This is a genomic window from Fibrella arboris (assembly GCF_041321095.1).
Classification (GTDB): Bacteria; Bacteroidota; Bacteroidia; order Cytophagales; family Spirosomataceae; genus Fibrella; species Fibrella arboris.
Genome location: NZ_JBGGWE010000015.1, coordinates 71,642 through 88,498, shown reverse-complemented (window position 1 = coordinate 88,498; position 16,857 = coordinate 71,642). Strand labels below are relative to the sequence as shown.

13 protein-coding genes are annotated in these 16,857 nt (G+C 55.5%); 4 read left to right on the top strand and 9 right to left on the bottom strand.

Annotated elements, in window-relative coordinates:
- Window positions 1-2: 2 nt before the first annotated feature.
- The 4 genes from ACAW75_RS21945 to ACAW75_RS21930 all read right to left on the bottom strand — a co-directional run bounded on the left by ACAW75_RS21945 (window position 3) and on the right by ACAW75_RS21930 (window position 8,232).
- Window positions 3-3,269, bottom strand: a complete 3,267-nt coding sequence (locus ACAW75_RS21945) for a SusC/RagA family TonB-linked outer membrane protein (protein WP_370730908.1) — start codon at window positions 3,267-3,269, stop codon at window positions 3-5.
- Window positions 3,270-3,522: 253 nt separating this feature from the next.
- A complete protein-coding gene (locus ACAW75_RS21940; RefSeq protein ID WP_370730907.1) occupies window positions 3,523-5,010 on the bottom strand; it encodes a glycoside hydrolase family 130 protein in 1,488 nt (495 codons plus the stop codon).
- A 152-nt stretch (window positions 5,011-5,162) separates the two neighbouring features.
- The gene (locus ACAW75_RS21935; RefSeq protein ID WP_370730906.1) at window positions 5,163-7,514 is read right to left on the bottom strand and encodes a glycosyltransferase family 4 protein; all 2,352 of its coding nucleotides are present in this window, start codon (window positions 7,512-7,514) and stop codon (window positions 5,163-5,165) included.
- 139 nt (window positions 7,515-7,653) lie between these two features.
- On the bottom strand, window positions 7,654-8,232 hold the full coding sequence (locus tag ACAW75_RS21930) for a T9SS type A sorting domain-containing protein (RefSeq protein ID WP_370730905.1): 579 nt from the start codon (window positions 8,230-8,232) through the stop codon (window positions 7,654-7,656).
- 151 nt (window positions 8,233-8,383) lie between these two features.
- Between ACAW75_RS21930 and ACAW75_RS21925 the strand changes: the two genes are divergently transcribed.
- The 3 genes from ACAW75_RS21925 (at window position 8,384) to ACAW75_RS21915 (ending at window position 9,551) form a co-directional block, all read left to right on the top strand.
- Window positions 8,384-8,545: a hypothetical protein gene (locus ACAW75_RS21925; protein WP_370730904.1), complete on the top strand. Its 162-nt coding sequence runs from the start codon at window positions 8,384-8,386 to the stop codon at window positions 8,543-8,545.
- 167 nt (window positions 8,546-8,712) lie between these two features.
- Entirely contained in the window at window positions 8,713-9,165 is a 453-nt protein-coding gene (locus ACAW75_RS21920) for a VOC family protein (protein ID WP_370730903.1), read from the top strand.
- A complete protein-coding gene (locus ACAW75_RS21915; protein ID WP_370730902.1) occupies window positions 9,162-9,551 on the top strand; it encodes a DoxX family protein in 390 nt (129 codons plus the stop codon). Before ACAW75_RS21920 ends, ACAW75_RS21915 begins: the two co-directional genes overlap by 4 nt.
- 113 nt (window positions 9,552-9,664) lie before the next feature.
- Here the strand turns inward: ACAW75_RS21915 and ACAW75_RS21910 are convergent, their stop codons facing one another.
- The 4 genes from ACAW75_RS21910 to dtd all read right to left on the bottom strand — a co-directional run bounded on the left by ACAW75_RS21910 (window position 9,665) and on the right by dtd (window position 13,817).
- Window positions 9,665-10,234, bottom strand: a complete 570-nt coding sequence (locus ACAW75_RS21910) for a DUF3109 family protein (protein WP_370730901.1) — start codon at window positions 10,232-10,234, stop codon at window positions 9,665-9,667.
- Between the two features lie 5 nt (window positions 10,235-10,239).
- Complete coding sequence (locus ACAW75_RS21905) at window positions 10,240-12,579, bottom strand: LysM peptidoglycan-binding domain-containing protein (protein WP_370730900.1); 2,340 nt, start codon at window positions 12,577-12,579, stop codon at window positions 10,240-10,242.
- Between the two features lie 3 nt (window positions 12,580-12,582).
- Window positions 12,583-13,224 (bottom strand): O-methyltransferase, encoded by a 642-nt coding sequence (locus ACAW75_RS21900; RefSeq protein ID WP_370730899.1) that lies wholly within the window; start codon window positions 13,222-13,224, stop codon window positions 12,583-12,585.
- Between the two features lie 128 nt (window positions 13,225-13,352).
- Window positions 13,353-13,817, bottom strand: a complete 465-nt coding sequence (gene dtd / locus ACAW75_RS21895; RefSeq protein ID WP_370730898.1) for a D-aminoacyl-tRNA deacylase — start codon at window positions 13,815-13,817, stop codon at window positions 13,353-13,355.
- Window positions 13,818-14,001: 184 nt separating this feature from the next.
- Between dtd and ACAW75_RS21890 the strand changes: the two genes are divergently transcribed.
- Window positions 14,002-15,393, top strand: a complete 1,392-nt coding sequence (locus ACAW75_RS21890; protein WP_370730897.1) for a sensor histidine kinase — start codon at window positions 14,002-14,004, stop codon at window positions 15,391-15,393.
- Between the two features lie 137 nt (window positions 15,394-15,530).
- Here the strand turns inward: ACAW75_RS21890 and ACAW75_RS21885 are convergent, their stop codons facing one another.
- Window positions 15,531-16,796 carry a metal-dependent hydrolase family protein gene (locus tag ACAW75_RS21885; protein ID WP_370730896.1) on the bottom strand — a complete coding sequence of 422 codons (1,266 nt, stop codon included), beginning with the start codon at window positions 16,794-16,796 and terminating at the stop codon, window positions 15,531-15,533.
- Window positions 16,797-16,857 lie beyond the last annotated feature (61 nt).

Here is a 16,857-nt window from a genome sequence, read left to right as displayed (position 1 = left end):
GGTTAGAAACCAATGCCTACGCGGAAGCCGTAGAAGCGGGTAGGCGGTGTCTGGTATTCATTCGTTGTACCCTGGGCGTTGGAGTTATCCAGCGAGTACTCGGGGTCGGTGAAGACGTTGGTCTTGGGCCGCAGCATCAGCAGGTTCCGGCCCGTCAGGGCGATGTTGAAGGTCTTGACAAACTTGGTGAAGCCCAGGATCGAGGCGGGGATGTCGTAGCTGAGCGACACTTCGCGTAGCTTCCAGAAGTCGGCCGAGGTCACGTAGCTCGAGCCGGCATTGTGGTAGCCCGAGTTGGTCCAGAACTCCAGGTTGCCGTCGCGGGTCGTTACGCTGGTGTTGTTGGCAAACGAGTTGCTGCCATCTGCGTTGGCTGTGGCCAGTACCGAGCCGGGGAAGATGAAGTTCTGCCGGTCGTTGTAGGTGGTCCGAATGCCGGCTCCGGTGAACTCCAGGGCGTTGCCGATGGCATTGTAGATCACCGCACCACCGCGATACTCAATCGTCGTATTCAGCGACACACCTTTGTAAGCGAACGTGTTGGTCCAGCCGAAGCGGTGCTTAGGCTGTGTGGTGCCCTGATACTGCAACGTCGTGTTCAGGATGGGGTAACCCGTGGTTGGGTTCACAACGGGTCGGCCCACAAATTGTCCCGTCGCATCGTAGTAAGCCGCATTAGGATCCGTGTTCTGCACCCGGGCGATGTCAGTCGTATAGAGCGCAGGGTAGTTCTGACCCTTAGCCGCGTACACATCCGAACCCGCACCGTTCGAGAGTGGAATGTTGATCCGATCAAGACCTGGGTATACGTCCGTTACAATGTTGTTGTTGTAGGTGTAGTTGAAGCCAACGTTCCAGCTAAATCCGCCGGCATTTACCACCGGACGGGTGCTTTTGAGTTCTACTTCAATCCCCTGGTTTTTCATCGTGCCCGTGTTGATCAGGGCGGTTGAATAACCCGTCGAGCGCGACACCTGGATGGGCACCGTCTGGTTGGTGGTCTCCGTGTTGTAGACCACCACCTCGGCGTTCACCCGGCTGAACAACCCGAACTCGATGCCAGCTTCGATGTTGGTGGTGAACTCGGGCTTCAGGTCCGGCGAGTTCAGGCGGTCGCTGAGCACAAAGCCCGGCTGGCTGCCGAAGGGGAAGAAGGCCCCCACCCCCGTGCCGGGGTTGAAGGTGTTCTGCAGCTGGTAGGCCGCCACGTTGACGTTACCCGCCTTGGCATAGCCCCCCCGCAGCTTCAGGTACGTCAGGGTGTTGTTGCCTTTCAGAGCGGGGATGGCCTCCGAGAGCACCGCCGAGACGTTGGCCCCGGGGTAGAAGAAGGAGCGGTTGGCCGGGGCCAGCAGCGAGGTCCAGTCGTTGCGGCCCGTCAGGTTGACAAACAGGAAGTCTTTGTAGCCCAGCGTCAGGTCGCCGAACACGCCCACCAGGCGGCTTTGCGAGATAGACTCCGAACCCACCAGCTGGCCCAGCCGGTTGGCTACGTTATAGACGCCGGGCACCACCAGCTGCCCTGCTGAGGTGCTCACCTGGCGGGCGTACTGGATGCGCGTCTGCTGACCCAGAATCAATTTAGTGGTGAAATCGCCGAACTTGGGCGAGAGCGTCACCAGCAGGTCGCCCGTGAAACGAGAGCTGAACGAGCTTTGGTCGGCTACGTTGCCATTGACCTGACGCACCGACGAGGCGATGTTGCCCGCGCTCCAGGGGTCGGACTTAGCGTAGTCGCTGAACGACACCGCCGAGAGGTTGCTCTTGAACTGGCTGGCGTTGATCTGGCCGCCCAGGCGATACAAGACGTTGAACCAGGGCTTGACCTGGTAGGCCACGTCGGCAAAACCCTGCACGGCGTAATTGTCCTGGCGGGCGCGGGAGTTGTTGCCCGACACCTGCCACCAGGGGTTGGGGTAGTAGGCATTGAAGTAGCCGTTCACATCGCCATACGGACTAGTGATGTCCATGATGCGGGGATCGCGCAGGGGGGCGTGAGCGGGCTGGTTCAGCACGTTCCAGTACACGGGACGACCCTGAGAGAAATCACCGTTTTCCTGGTTGTAATTGCTATAGGTGAAATTGATCTTGCCGTTGGCCGAGAACTTACCGATGGTGCGCCCCCCGTTCATCAGAAAGTTGGTCCGCGAGTACTTGTCGTTGGGCACTACCCCGTTCTGGTCCACCCGCTGGATGCCCAGCCCGAAGTACTCCGAGGCATCCCCGATGCGGTACGACAGATCATGCTGCACCGTACTGCCCGTGTTGAAGAAGGCCCGCCGCGGGTCCACTCCCGTCGAGGCGAAGGGCACCTTCAAGGTGTCGAGCCGGATGGAGCCATCCGCGTTACGGACCTGCACCCCGTAGCCCAGGGGCTGGATCGAGCCATCGTAGCGAGGACCGAACTGCTGGTTCTCGTAGGGTACGTACAAGCGGTAGCCGTTGGCATCCAGGAAGGGGTTGCCCTCCCCGCCGTTGGAGCTGAAGGTACGCTGCAGGTCGGGCATGTAGGAGATGCTCTCGAACTGGGTGTTGTTGGTGTAAGACACCTGGGCCTTGTTCTTGCCGCCCCCCCGCTTGGTGTTGACGATCAGCACCCCGTTGGAGGCATCCGAGCCATAGAGGGCGGCGGCTGAGGGTCCCTTCAGGATGGAGGTGTTGTCGATGTCGTTGGGGTTGATCGAGCTCAGGAAGGAGATGTCGGTCAGCACCCCATCGACCACCAGCAGGGCCTGGTTGTTGCCCAGGAAGGAGCGGTTGCCCCGGATGGTGAGCCGGGGGTTAGAACCTACCCCGTTGTTGGTGAGGTTGACCTGCAGACCGGCCACCTTGCCGGTCAGACCCGAGGCGATGTTGACGGGGGCTGCCTGGACGATCTGCTCGTTGTTGACCCGGGTGACGGAGGTGCCGATCTCGCGGGCGTTACGCTGGATGCCGAAGGCGGTGACGACGACCTCGTTGAGGTTGGTGGCGTCGGGAGCCAGGGTGACGTTGAGGGTGGTCTGGGTGGAGGTGACCACTTCCTGGGTGACGAAGCCGATGAAGGAGAAGACCAGCCGGACGGTACCAGCGGGGACGGAGAGGCGGTAGTTGCCCTCGGCATCGGAGGAGACGCCTCGGGTGGTGCCCTGGATGGCGATGTTGACGCCGGGCAGGGGGGATCCGTCTTCGCCGGAGGAGACGCGGCCGGTGATGGTGCGGTCCTGGGCCAGCAGCGGCAGGCTGACAAGGCACAGCAACAGCTGTGCGACCATTAAAAGTTTTTTCATTATTAGTTGACCAGTTTATATGAAAAGATAACGAACTATATCCTCTATAGAACATATCTATAAGACTCACCAAAATTACCTGATAGTTGTCAAGCGAACAAATCGTTTTTACATGTATTTAACTAAGATTTGTATGGTGATCAGTAAAATAATCTATATAAAATTCTGCGAATAGATTAATTAAGAATAATACTCAGAATAAAAAAAGCTTCGCAAAAAAATACGAAGCTTTTTTTAGTGCTATATACTTGGGTTAAACTACTCCCGCAACTGATCGGGCTGCCACGCGTCCACCAGTTAACTCAGCTAGTAGTTCGTCGACGTTGACAGTCGCGAAACTGCTGGCGTAATCCGACATGGCGTAGGGGATAATGAGGGTGTTTCCGTGGACCTGTCCGCCGCAGCTGTATACCACGTTGGGTACGTATCCCTCCCGTTCGTTCTCGTCGGGGCTTAGCAGTGGTTCTTTGGTTCGACCGATCACTTTTGAGGGGTCATTGAGGTCTAATAAAAAGGCACCGATCGCATACTTACGCATAGGGCCTACACCATGACTCAGCACCAGCCAGCCGGCCGCTGTTTCGATGGGCGAACCACAGTTTCCCAACTGGACATACTCCCACGGGTACGTTGGTTTGGCGATCAACTCTTTAGTCTGCCAGAAGTACAGATCGTCGGAGTACATTAAGTAAATATTTTCTCCATCCTGCCGCGACAGGGTCGCGTAGCGCCCGTTGATTTTGCGCGGAAACAGGGCCATGCCTTTATTCTGCACTTCGGCACCGTTCAGTGTGCTAATTGAAAAGTGCGTAAAATCCTTGGTCTCCAGCAGTTGTGGAAAAGTTACCCGACCATTGTAAGCCGTATAGGTTGCATAGTAAGTGATCTCACCATCATCATCGCAGAACTCCACAAACCGGGCATCTTCGATGCCATTTGTTTCGTTGGGTGAATGTGGGAAAATGCAACGTTCATCAATGCTCTGATCGTCGTCGAAGTGCATTTCGTAGTTCGACCGTGCCAGGGCCAGCAGTCCACTGGTAATGGTTTCGTATTCGGCATTGTGCCGAAACTGGCTCATTACCCGTTTTACCTGCGCGTCGATATCCTGCAAGGTAAACTCATCACTCAGCCCCGCCAGAATGCCTTCCGAAATACTGTTGATCAGCCGGAGTTCATACAATTTCTTCACAAAGGTGGCCTTGTCGAACTTTTGACTGACAATGGCTTCGGGTGAGGTAACGTACCTGGAAGGCTTTTGCAACACTACCTTGCCTTCCTCATCAATGTAGCCTGTTCGAAACGAGATCGACGAAATATGGCCTTCGCCCGTCGCGCGCAGACTGAGCACAAACCGCTTATAACCCGGTGGCAGATTTGTCTGATCGGGGTGCCAGACCATCGATGGGTTGAACAACGCCGCCGATTCCAGCGAATATTCCATGGTGAAATAGGCCCCCAGCAGCAGCTTCCGCTCATCGGTCAGGGGTTCGTCAGTCAACAACTGTGATTTGACCTGATCGAAACGACCGAGGAAAAAGGTGTTCAGTTTATGGTGACGATTGCCAAACTCGCGGATTACCTCTTCGAGTTTTTGCTGCACCTCTTCTTCGGTTAGTGAATTAACCCGGGCAATGATTTTCAGGGTGCGGGTACTGTTGCCCAGGTCAAAAGGACGAAACAGTACACGAGCTGGGTCGGGACGTAATACAACGCCTGTACGGGTGGCTTTTAGGCTCATAGGTCAGTAATCAGTGAACGGTAATCAGCTATCAGCAGCTACCAATAATCAGCCAACGGGCGCGTTGGCTTTATCAATATGATTTGCCAGATGAACGATCGAACAATGACAACTGATAACCGATTGCTGATAAAATCTACAGATTAATGTAGCTAAGATAATACGCTGACCACGGAACGGGCTATGGATTTCTCAATTGTGGGCTGAAAGGCCAGTTGCAATTCAGCCAGCGATAGCAAATAAGCCAACGTAGATTCAGCTCCCTGGTTCTGGTTAACGCGGTCGATGTGCAGACCGTCCCGACAGCCACCCGTTAGCGAATCATAAAGCGGTAAACCCAGGTCGTTCAGGCCAGTGAACCAGCGGAAAATGCGCATGGCTCGCCGTTGCCAGTCAATGTCTCCGGTAATGCGCCAGGCCGCCAGGCAGGCCGAAATGGAACTGTAGGCCTCAAGTGGCTGCTGATCGAATTCGGCCCTGTGTTTACCTTTTTCATGAAAACCATTTGAGCCAATTGGCTGAAAATGGGTCCGATTATCGGCTGGCAAATTGGTTTTTTGAGTGTCTGATACCGGTTTCGAGGTTTGCAGTTCCATCAACCAGGTCAGGGCCTTCAGGCCCACAGCAACGGCGTCTGAGTCGCCGGAAACGATAAGGGCATGGCATAACACCCCGTTATCGTAGGCCACCGTGTTTTCAAACCACTGCCAGTCTGGGGTCGCTGTCTCGTTGAAGCGGAACATCAGGTTAGCCACCAGTTTTGTGCGGATGTTCTTCGCCAGCCGGTCGTCGCTGAACCGTTTCAGGTATTCGTGAATGCCCAGCAAGGCAAAGGCCCACGCCCTGGGCGACTGCATCGTGAGCGTGGAGGGCAACACTTGTTCCAACAGGCTCATAGCCCACACCAGCGAATTTTGCTCGTCGGTACGCCCAATGCACGTACCCAGCGCCCAGATTGTACGGCCGGTGCTGTCTTCTGATCCCACGTCTTCGAGCCAGCGCCGGTCATAACTCATGAAGTTTCGGAACTGACGATGCTCTTCCGAATAGGCATAATTCAGGAAAGCCATGTATGTATCGGCCAGCTGATCGATGTGCCGGTCGTGAACACCCGATTCTTTCAGGAGCAGGGTCAGCATCAGGGCCCGTGCGTTATCATCGGTACAATAGCCTTCCTGGTAGAAAGGCAGGTGATACCGGGCGTGCTGCACCATCCCCGTTGAATCGGTCAGGCGGTACACATGATCGAGCTTGATGGTAGGCAGGTGAAGCCCACCGCTCAATCCTCCCGGATACAGCCCCGGCGTATAGGTTGCGCTCATCCGCTCATGCCGGGCCTGCGCAAATGAATCGGCATACTGCCCTATCACGTGCTCCCAGGTCATACCGCGACCCATCAGGTAGGCCCGTTTGCGCATGGCATGCCGGGCAGGCTCGTCGCTCAGGAGATCAATGACTTCGCCGGCAATGGCGTCGGCATCACCAAAAGGAACCAGCCTGCCCCGATCGTCGGCCAGCAATTCTTCGGCATGCCAGTAAGGCGTCGACACCACCGCTTTGCCTACACCTACCGAATAGGCCAGCGTACCCGAGGTAATCTGGGCCGGGTTCAGGTAGGGAGTGATATAAATATCGGCCGCGCCCAGAAACTCGAGCAAATCGTCGAGTTCAACAAACTGGTTATAAAACTGGATGTTGTTCCGCACACCGTTTTCCTCGGCCAGTTGCTTCAATCGATCGCGGTAAGCTTCGCCTTCATGCCTGATCAGATGCGGGTGCGTGGCGCCCAACACCATATACACCACATTGGGGAACTGCTCGACGATGCGCGGCAGCGCGTTGATCACGTTCTCAATGCCCTTGTTAGGCGATAGCAGGCCGAAGGTGAGCAGGATCTGTTTGCCTTCCAGCCCAAAGCGATCTTTATAAAAATGCGGATCAACGAACGGCATATCGGGGATGCCATGCGCAATGACGTCGATCTTTTCGTCAGGAATTTCGTAGATGGTTGTCAGGAATTGCCGCCCTTTCTCCGACATGCAGACTACCCGCGCCGATAGGTCGGCAATGGCTTTCAAGGTCAGTAGCTGATCCTGGTCCGGGTTTTTCAGGATGGTATGAAACGTGGAAACGATGGGCATCGTCAGCCCGCGAAGCAACGTCAGAATGTAGTTGCCGGCGGGCCCACCATAAATGCCATATTCATGCTGAAGGCAGACAACGTCAACGTTTTTAGAATTCAGAAACTCAGCGGCTTTCCGGTAGGCCTCAAGGTCATGCTGGTAAAAGTCGTACCGGACTTCTTCCGGGTAGTCGTATCCTTCAGGCGTATCATTAACCGAAACTACCCAGGGTGTTGCCTCCGGGATGAACCGGGCATAGGATTGGTACATGTCGGACGTAAATGTGGCGATGCCGCATTGACGGGGCAGGTAGTCACCGATAAAAGCTACGTTTTTCGGGCTTTGTTTCCGGGGTAATAGGGGTGAAGAAGTTGACACCATAACTGATTGAGTAGCGAGTGTTTGTTGATGCATCAACCTAATAGGGTGGGTCCATGTTTGAATACTTTATAAACTGGCCCAACGCAAAAAGCCAGCACGATCGTGCTGGCTTCGTAAGGGCGTAGGTACGTTTGGCAGCCTACTGTTTGAGCAGCCGAATCGTTTTTGTCTGGTTGCCGGTCTGGAGCTGATAAATATACACCCCGGTAGGCAGGTTGGCCCCGTCGACGCCGATCCTGTGCACGCCGGCCGACTGAACATCCGTGGGAGTATCCTGGCGGAGTACCGCACCGCGGGCGTCTGTCAGGGTATGTTTGACGGTGCTGTTTTCTGGTAAGCTATATTCAACCGTTGTCTGATTCTGAAATGGGTTGGGCCAGGCCGAGAGGGTCAGCACTGAACTGGCCTCGGCGGACCGGGCCGAAACAGGCGCGATAGTTGCCGCGAACACAGAACCCGCCCGTGCCTCAAAACCAGGCTGAAGCACGATGGCTTTGCCCGCTGTGTAGGTAGCCGTCGCGGCACGTTCGACAACGTTTGTCGCCGTGATCTGTTCAACAGCCTCAACGCGAGCAGGGGCGGTGGCTTTTATGGCATCGACAACAACGGCCGACGTGTTGCTAAAGACCGATTTGGGTGCTGTCTGCTGCACAGCATTCTGCGCCCGGACGGCCACAGCGGTAAGGCAAAGGGAAAGAAGAAGTAGCGTCTGTTTCATGGAAGCCAATCGTTTTAACAAGTTTACAGAATTTCAGGCACATGTTTAGTTATTGCTTCGAAAAACGATTGTAGGGATACAACTGATTTTACGAACAAGGGGTTATTTTTAACCAATCAATAGTGTCATTAACAGACCTGAATACCCTGTCATGAAAGTAGAACACATCCGCGAACAACTCCACCTGCTCATTGAAGAGGTCGATGATATTTATGTCCTGAATGGGCTATACCGCAACCTGCTGGCCGATAAACGGCAACGGGAAGCCTATGAGCAGGAGCAGGTCCGTAAGGCCAAAAAGAACGAAAAATAAGGCATTGAGCAGGCTAAAACGGACCGGAGCGAGCTAGCTGTTTCGCTACAAAAATAGAGCCGGAAAAAGATGGCACGATGCCCCCCTTATCTTGCCGCTTTCACCCCCTGCCTGCCAGCTGCATAGGGCGTAAATTTGATCTGTAATCTTAAAACAACAACTACTTTATGACACAGATCAATGCCTACATGCACTTCAACGGCAACTGCCGGGAAGCCATGACGTTCTATCAGGAATGCCTGGGCGGGGAGCTAACGCTGTTGCCGGTTGGGGAATCGCCACTGGCCGACCAGATGCCTGCTGCTCTGCATGGCTGTATTCTCCATGCCTGCCTGAAACGGGGCAGTCTGGTACTATTGGGGTCGGATATGGGCGTCGGTCAGGAGCCCGCGATCGGTAACTCGGTCTCTATGGTGCTGAATTGCAGCAGTGAAGCCGAAATTAATCGACTGATCGACCAGCTATCGGCCGGTGGTGAAGTAGTTCATCCGTTAGAGAACACGTTCTGGGGAAGCATTTTTGGGGATGTGGCCGATCAATATGGCTTTCACTGGTATCTGAATTTCGACAACGTACAGCCTGCCCTGGCCACTCACTCGTCTATCGCTGCATTAGTATGAAAACTATAAACATCCTCTATTGGGCCTTTACGGGCCTCTTTGCATTTTTTATGCTTGGCTCGGCTATTCCCGATATACTAATTATGCCGATGGCCGTAGAAGGCTTCAAGGGAATTGGTTTTCCCGCTCACCTGGTTCCTTTTCTGGGTTGGGCCAAGTTGCTGGGCGTGATTGGTATTCTGGTGCCAGGGTATCCCCGTAGTAAAGAATGGGCCTATGCCGGGTTAATGTACGATATCATTGGGGCGATCTACGCGGTGGCCTTCGTAAAACCCATTAGCACCTGGATGCCTATGCTGCTTATACCGGCTATCGGGGCTGCCTCGTATAGCTATTATGTCAAACGCCAACAGGCGCTGGCAACAGGTGCATCAGTAGCTGCTTAGTAGTCATAAAATGGTCATTCGCTGCGCTGTCGTTGATCGTCATTAGTTGTCATTGGTATTCTTTTGATGAATGACAACTAATGACGATCAACGACAGCGCAGCGGATGACCATTCATTCGTTCACTCCTTCGATCTCTTCGACCAGCTTGTCGTACCAGGGCTGGCCGTAGGCACGCACAAGGGCTTCCCGAACGAATTTATAAACAGGTACGTGTAGCTCTTTGCCAAACCCACAGGCGGGCGCACAAATGGGCCAGCGGTCGTAGTTCAATGCGTGGTACTGCTCATACTTGGTGACCCGAATGGGGTACAGATGGCAGGAAATAGGCTTTTTCCAGTTGACTTTCCCATCGTTATAGGCGGCTTCGATACCACATTTAAGAATGCCCTGCTCGTCGTAGATCGCATACACGCACTCGCGGCCACCAACCGTTGTGGTGACGTAGTCGCCATCTTCATCCGCTTCGTAAAGGCCTTGTGCCTCAATGGCCTGGATGCCCGCTGCCGACAGGTATGGCTTCACCTCGGGATACACTTCCCGCAGTTTTTCCAGTTCGCCCATCTCGAGTGGTGCCCCGGCGTCGCCTTCTACGCAGCAGGCGCCTTTGCACTTATTGAGGTTGCAGACAAAGAACTGTTCAGCAATGTCGTCGCTGATCACGGTATGGTCGATCAATATCATGGGCGCTACTGGCTTACTTTTAATTTTTGACCCTCTTTCACCCCCAGGTCAGGCAGGTTGTTCCACTGCATCAACTGTTCGATGGTGACATTATAGCTTCTTGAGATTCGGTACAGGGTCTCGCCCTTTGCCACAACGTGGTACGTTGGCTCAGCAGCGGGTGGAGCTACCGTAGCCGGTGGCGTTGACCGGGTCGAACCGGCGGGCGTAGGGCTCGTTGTGGGCTGGCCCGCAGGATAACCGACAGGTACGTTCGGTATGGTCAGCGTTTGCCCGACAGAGAGCTTGCTGTCAAGCGTCAGGTTGTTGGCCGCCAAGAGATCGTCAACAGTTACACCATAATACCGGGACAGGCTGTAGTAGGTCTGACCCGCTTCGATCGTGTGCTTCACCGCCCGGCCTTTGCTCGGTTCGGCCGAAGTGGGGTCTGCCGTAGTCATAGGCGGCAAGGGCGGAATCTTCACCGTTTGGTTACGCGGTAAAGGCGTTCGGTCGGTGGGCGGCTGCTGAGGCTGTTTTTCGGGCAGGCTGGTCTGAACAGGCCGTGTGTTTTGGTTGCTGGCTGTGCTGGCTACCGGGTCTGGCGTTTCCTGGAACGTACCTGATAGCTGCCGGGCGGGAGTAGTCCGTTCACGAACGGCTTCACCTTCCGAGCGAACAATGATCGTGCGTTGGGGTGAACCTGCGTCGCGCGGAGCGGCGATGGGCACTTCCACCGTTTCGCCCGGATTCGCCCGATCAGGCGTAACGGCTGTAGTCACTGTGGGGGTAGGCGTAGCGGCAGGGGCCCGGTTTACGGGACTACCCGTTGACTTCGATGACGCCGGACTGGTATCGGTTACGCGCTCTTCGTCGGACTGGCTCGTAGGTGTTGCGCTGCCAACCAGTTTGGGCTGGTACCGCTTGCGTTCTGAAGCATTGCGCGGAATGGCATTGGCCGTTTGGCCCCCAGCTGGTAAGTCGCGGCCTGGGCGCTCAGCAACCGGGCGTGTAGCCGGTGTAGCGGGTGAGTTATCATAAACGGGTGGGGTAGGGGCCGTCATGATTTCGACCGGTGTTTTGGCCGGGCGACGTTCGCGCAGCCAGAGAACACGCCCTACCTGGAGCTTCTGCACCCGGTCCATGCGGTTGTAACGGAGCAGCTTTTTCAGCCGGAGGGCATAGCGTTGCGAAATGCCACGCATGGTCTCGTCGGGGCGTGCGGTATGGAAAGGGACCAGCGCCTTCTTGCGTTTTTTGGCCAGGTAGTACACGTCGCCAGCCGTGATTGCGTCGCGCTCACCCAGATCATTGTAGCGCAGAAAGCTCGACAGGCTGATCTTCGCCTTACGTGCCAGCGAACCCGCATTATCACCGCCCTGCGCCTGAATGCCGGGCAATCCGTTGATCTCATACAATACCGGGTCATTCACGGAGGCCGTGGCCAGCGTCACGCGTTTCAGAACCGGGAAGCCGATATCGTCGGTCACGATGGCTTTAATGGGTTTATCTGTCGTTTGAGCAATGCGCTGCCGCAGGTCGTTGATCTGTCCGTTGGGCGTGGGGATCACCAGGACATAGGGCTTGTCGATGGGCACGTGATCGATCAGGAGCCAGCGGTTGTAGGTACGTATGTCGTTGGCGTTCAGGCTTAATTCGCCCGCAATTTCGTCGATGGTTTTGCCTGCACCGCCCGAGTATTCAACCAGCGAAAAAGTGTTTACGGGCTGGTATGTGCGAATGGCGTACTCAACGGCTAGCTTATGGGCAAAGAACCGGAGCATGTAGCGGTCGGTGCGGCCGTCGAGGGTAATATCCCGAGCGTTGGCCCAGTCGGGCGAGACAATCTTGCTAATGCCGCCGGTTCCCAGGTAAAATGAGAAGAGCGACGACAGCCAGTTGGTGTACATACCATTGCTACGACGCAGATACCGGGCCGCCGCTGCCGTTGAGGCCGATATGTTCTTCCGCTCATCCACCTCTTCATTCACCACCATGCCGTAGTCCTGCGCTGTTTCGCGCTTGAACTGCCAGAACCCAACGGCCTGCGACGACGATACGGCGTCGGGCGTGAGTGAGCTTTCCTGCAAGGCCAGGTACTTGAAATCGGTCGGTATTTTCTCCGTCAATAAAACCGTTTCGATGATCGGAAAATACAGCAGCGCCCGGTCGAGTTTGGCGTTCCAGTATTGCCGGTTGCTCATCAGGGCATTCACATCCTGCTGGATCAGCCGCCGGGCGTCGGCATCAAAACGGACCGTCAGATCGGCAAAGGTTACCTGATCAGGAACGGTCGGTGTGGGTAAAGGCTGGGCCGTAGCCGCCAGGGAAAGCCAGAAAAAAAAGAAGGACAGGGCGTGTTTCATAAGTTATAATTTGCGGGCAATGAGCACGCCATCACGAACGGGCAGCAGTAGGTTCTCGACGCGCGGATCACTGTGAATTTTGTGATTGAAGGCAATAACGGCCTGTGTGTCTTTGTCAGAAGGTTTCACTGGTTCAACTACTTTACCGCTCCAGAGTACATTGTCGGAGAGAATAAAGCCACCGGACTTAACTTTATCGAAGACGAGATCATAATACAGCGCGTAGTTTTCTTTGTCGGCGTCAATGAAAACCAGATCGAACGTCTCGTCCAGGGTGGGAATAATGTCACTTGCCCGGCCAATATGCAGGTCGATCTGGCTGGCGTAGGGGGTTTCGGCCCAGTAGCGGCGGGCGATCGACTCCAGTTCTTCGTTCTTGTCGATGGTGATTACCCGGCCACCGTCGGCCAGGCCTTCGGCCAGGCAGATGGCCGAATAGCCAGTATAGGTACCGATCTCGAGTATCCGGTTCGGCCGGATCATGTGGGAGAACACAGACAGCATCCGCCCCTGTAGATGACCCGATAGCATGCGCGGGTGTAAGACGTGGGCGTAGGTGTCGCGGTTAAGCCGTTGTAGCACACCGCTTTCGGGCGACGTGTGCGCATCGGCGTAGTGGGCAACATCGGTCGGCAGGAAGTTCATTCAGTGCGCTGCAAAGAGGAATTAACTATAAAAGTACGGTTTTATCCAAAAACGGCAGAAACTGATTGATACGTATACCTGGTTCGATACGTCCTGAGTGGGAACGTACCTGATGGCCGTGAGGCAGGCTACGGTTTTTGGGTGTCGATGATGATCGTGACGGGCCCATCATTGACCAGCGACACCTGCATATCGGCGCCAAACGCGCCAGTCTGAATCGGATGACCAAGCGTTGCCGATAATTGGGTGATCATCTGCTCATAAAGTGGAATGGCCACCGCTGGCCGGGCGGCGTCAATGAAACTGGGGCGGTTCCCCTTTTTTGTGTCGGCATGCAGGGTAAACTGACTAATCAGCAGGATACTGCCGCCTACCGTGGCCAGGTCCAGGTTCATTTTGCTGGGGCGGCCTTCTGTAGCTTCGTCGTTGAAAATGCGCAGGCCGGTAATTTTTTTCGCCAGCCACACTACGTCGTCTGACGTATCGGTATGGGTTATGCCCAATAACACTAAGAAGCCGCGCTGAATCTGGCCATGTACCTGTCCGTCAATGCGCACAGCCGCCTCGGTAACCCGTTGAATAACTGCAACCATATAAAAGGCATTAGATGAATAGTACGCCAGGCTGCCATGCCGTGCCTGGCTATTTCTTTGCGAAACAGGACCCGGAACGCTCGGGCAGCGTACTGACGACAAAACTAACCCTTCGGCTGGCCAGTTCTGGTATCAATAGCGATCATTATCTTCATATCACCCAACCGACTAACTGTCCCTCACTATGGCTACGCTCGCTGCTCTTCGCGACTTCCCTCAGTTTGAGAACGTACCTGACGCCCAACTGGTCTGGCTGCTCGAACGCGTCGACGAGGAAAATTTCCCGAAAGGGCACGTGATCAATGAACCCGGCAAACCGGTTGACTCCCTGCGGCTGCTGCTCGCCGGGCAGATCGTCATAACCGGTCAGGCATTGGAAGACATGATCACGTACCTGGCACCGGCGGTGCTGGGCTTGCTGCCGTACTCCCGGATGGCGGAAGCGCGGTTTCCCATCGTTGCCGAAACCGATGTGCGCACGCTGGCCCTGCACCGGGACCACCTCCGCGACATGACCAGAGACTGTTATGAACTGACCGAAACATTCGTACAGCAGATGACTGACCGGGTGCGCACGTTTGCGCATCAGGTGCAGCAGGAAGAGAAAATGGCTTCGCTTGGGCGGCTCTCTGCCGGGCTGGCACATGAGCTGAATAACCCGGTTTCAGCAATCGTGCGCAACGCCGAAGCACTAAAAGGGCATATGCGGGCCACGCCCGAACGATTTAAAGAAATAATGCGGCTGTCGCTCACTGATGAGCAAACCGACACGGTGGATGAATGGCTTTTCGACAAGCTGGACCACCGCGCCAAGCCATTATCGCTGCTGGAACGGAGCAGCCTGGAAGATGACCTGACCGACTGGCTCGACGACCATAACGTCTCGGTTGATGATCCTGGCACGGCTGATCTGGCCAGTACGCTGGCTGATTTTAGCTTCTCCGAGGCCGATCTGGATCATATTCTGGAGCAGGTGGGCGATCAGAATCTGGCGGGCGTGCTGTCGTGGGTGAGCAACAACCTGATAACCGAAAAGCTGGTCATCGATATCGGTGAAGCGTCGGGCCGGATGGCTACGCTGGTGGCGTCGATCAAGTCGTATACGCATATGGACCGGGGCACTGGTAAAGAATCCATTGACCTGGCCGAAGGTATTCGGAGTACACTCACGCTGCTGGGCCATAAAGTGCGGGCCAGACAGGTAGCCGTCTCCATTGATATTCCTGCCGATCTGCCCGGCCTATGCGGCTGGCCCGGTGAGCTGAATCAGGTCTGGACCAACCTCATCGATAACGCACTGGATGCGATGCCGGAAAGAGGAGGTACGTTGGCCATTCGGAGTTATGTTGACAGCGAACGGTTTATCTATACCACGTTCACCGATAATGGTTCGGGCATTCCCGAGGCGATCCAGAAGAAGATCTTTGAGCCTTTCTTTACCACCAAAGGCATCGGAAAAGGCTCCGGCCTGGGCCTCGACATTGTACAGGGTGTGGTCAAACACCATAATGGCAGCATCAACGTTCACTCAAAACCGGGTGAAACGACCTTCACCGTCTGCCTGCCGATCGAATAAGGTGTTTAGTGTCAGGTTTCAGGCTTCAAGTTTCAAGTTTCAAGTTTCAAGTGCTTCGCTGATCTACAACACCATAGACCAGCGAAGCACTTGAAACTTGAAACCTGAAACTTGAAACTTGAAACCTGAAACTTTCCCTACTTCACCACTGCACCGCCTTTCATGACCAGACGTACCTGGCGAATGGCGTTGATCTGGCGGGTTGGGTCGCCTTCCACGGCAACGAGATCAGCCAGCAGACCCGCTTTAATGCGCCCCCGGTCGGCCAGATGAAAAACGTCGGCATTGACCGAGGTGGCCGATCGCAGCACGTCGGTCGGGGTCATGCCGTAGTCAACCATCAGCTCAAGCTCGCGGGCGTTTTCGCCGTGGGGGAACACGCCTACGTCGCCGCCGGCACAGATGGTCACGCCTGCCTGCAATGCCTGTTTCACCGTTTGCCGTTTCTGGGTGATGCGGGCCGGCTCGGGGCTGTTTGGGTCGCCCTTTTTCCAACCCCGGTATTGCGCCACGGCGTCACCAGCGGCAATCGTGGGGCAGAGGGCCGTGCCGTGCTGCTTCATGAGGGCAAAGATTTCGGGGGTGCCCGCGTCGCCATGTTCAAGCGTTTCGCAACCGGCCAGAATGGCCCGCCGCATACCCTCGGCTGTGCCTGCATGAGCTACAACGGCCCGACCGCTGCTTTTGGCTACATCGACAATAAGCTTTAGTTCTTCGATGGTGTAGGTTGGGCGGGCGTCGGCCATCAACCCCCAGCGGTAGTCGGCGTAAACCTTCACCACGTCGGCTCCTTTGCCAATCTGCCGCCGCACCGCCTGAATCAGCTGGTCGTGTCCATCGGCTTCTTCGGCTCCCTGCGGAATTTCGATATCCGGGCTGAATCCTTTTGGGGCATAGCTGCCCGTAGCGATAAGCGCCCGCGTGGCCACAATCATACGCGGCCCCTGAATAACCCCCTGGTTGATAGCCTGTTTCAGCCCCACATCGTCGTAGTCGGCTCCTTCTGTACCCAGATCACGCACGGTGGTAAAGCCGGCACGGAGCGTCTTTTCGGCATGAACGGTGGCGCGGGCTACCCGCAACGAACGGGCTTCGCGCAACACCTGATCGTCCCAGGGTGTTTCGTTGTAAGGGTGCAGCAGCAGGTGCGAATGCCCTTCAATGAGGCCGGGGAGCAATGTTGTGTTTGGAAGGTCAATGACGGTTACCGATACACTGGTTCCACCCGTTAAACTGGCAACAGGCCCGGCGGCGTCAATTTTATCGCCCCGCACCCGGACGGCCCAGCCTTCGTGCATGGTTTCGCCATCGAAGACGCGGGCGGGCCGGAGGAGCGTAACGGGTTGGGCAACAGATGGTAAGCTAAAAAGAAAGGTAACTAGATAGCGGTAGATGAAGCGCATGGGCTATTGGTTCAGAATCCAAAGCCTAATGTAAGGAACAGCGGGCATATTGCCGTTGCAG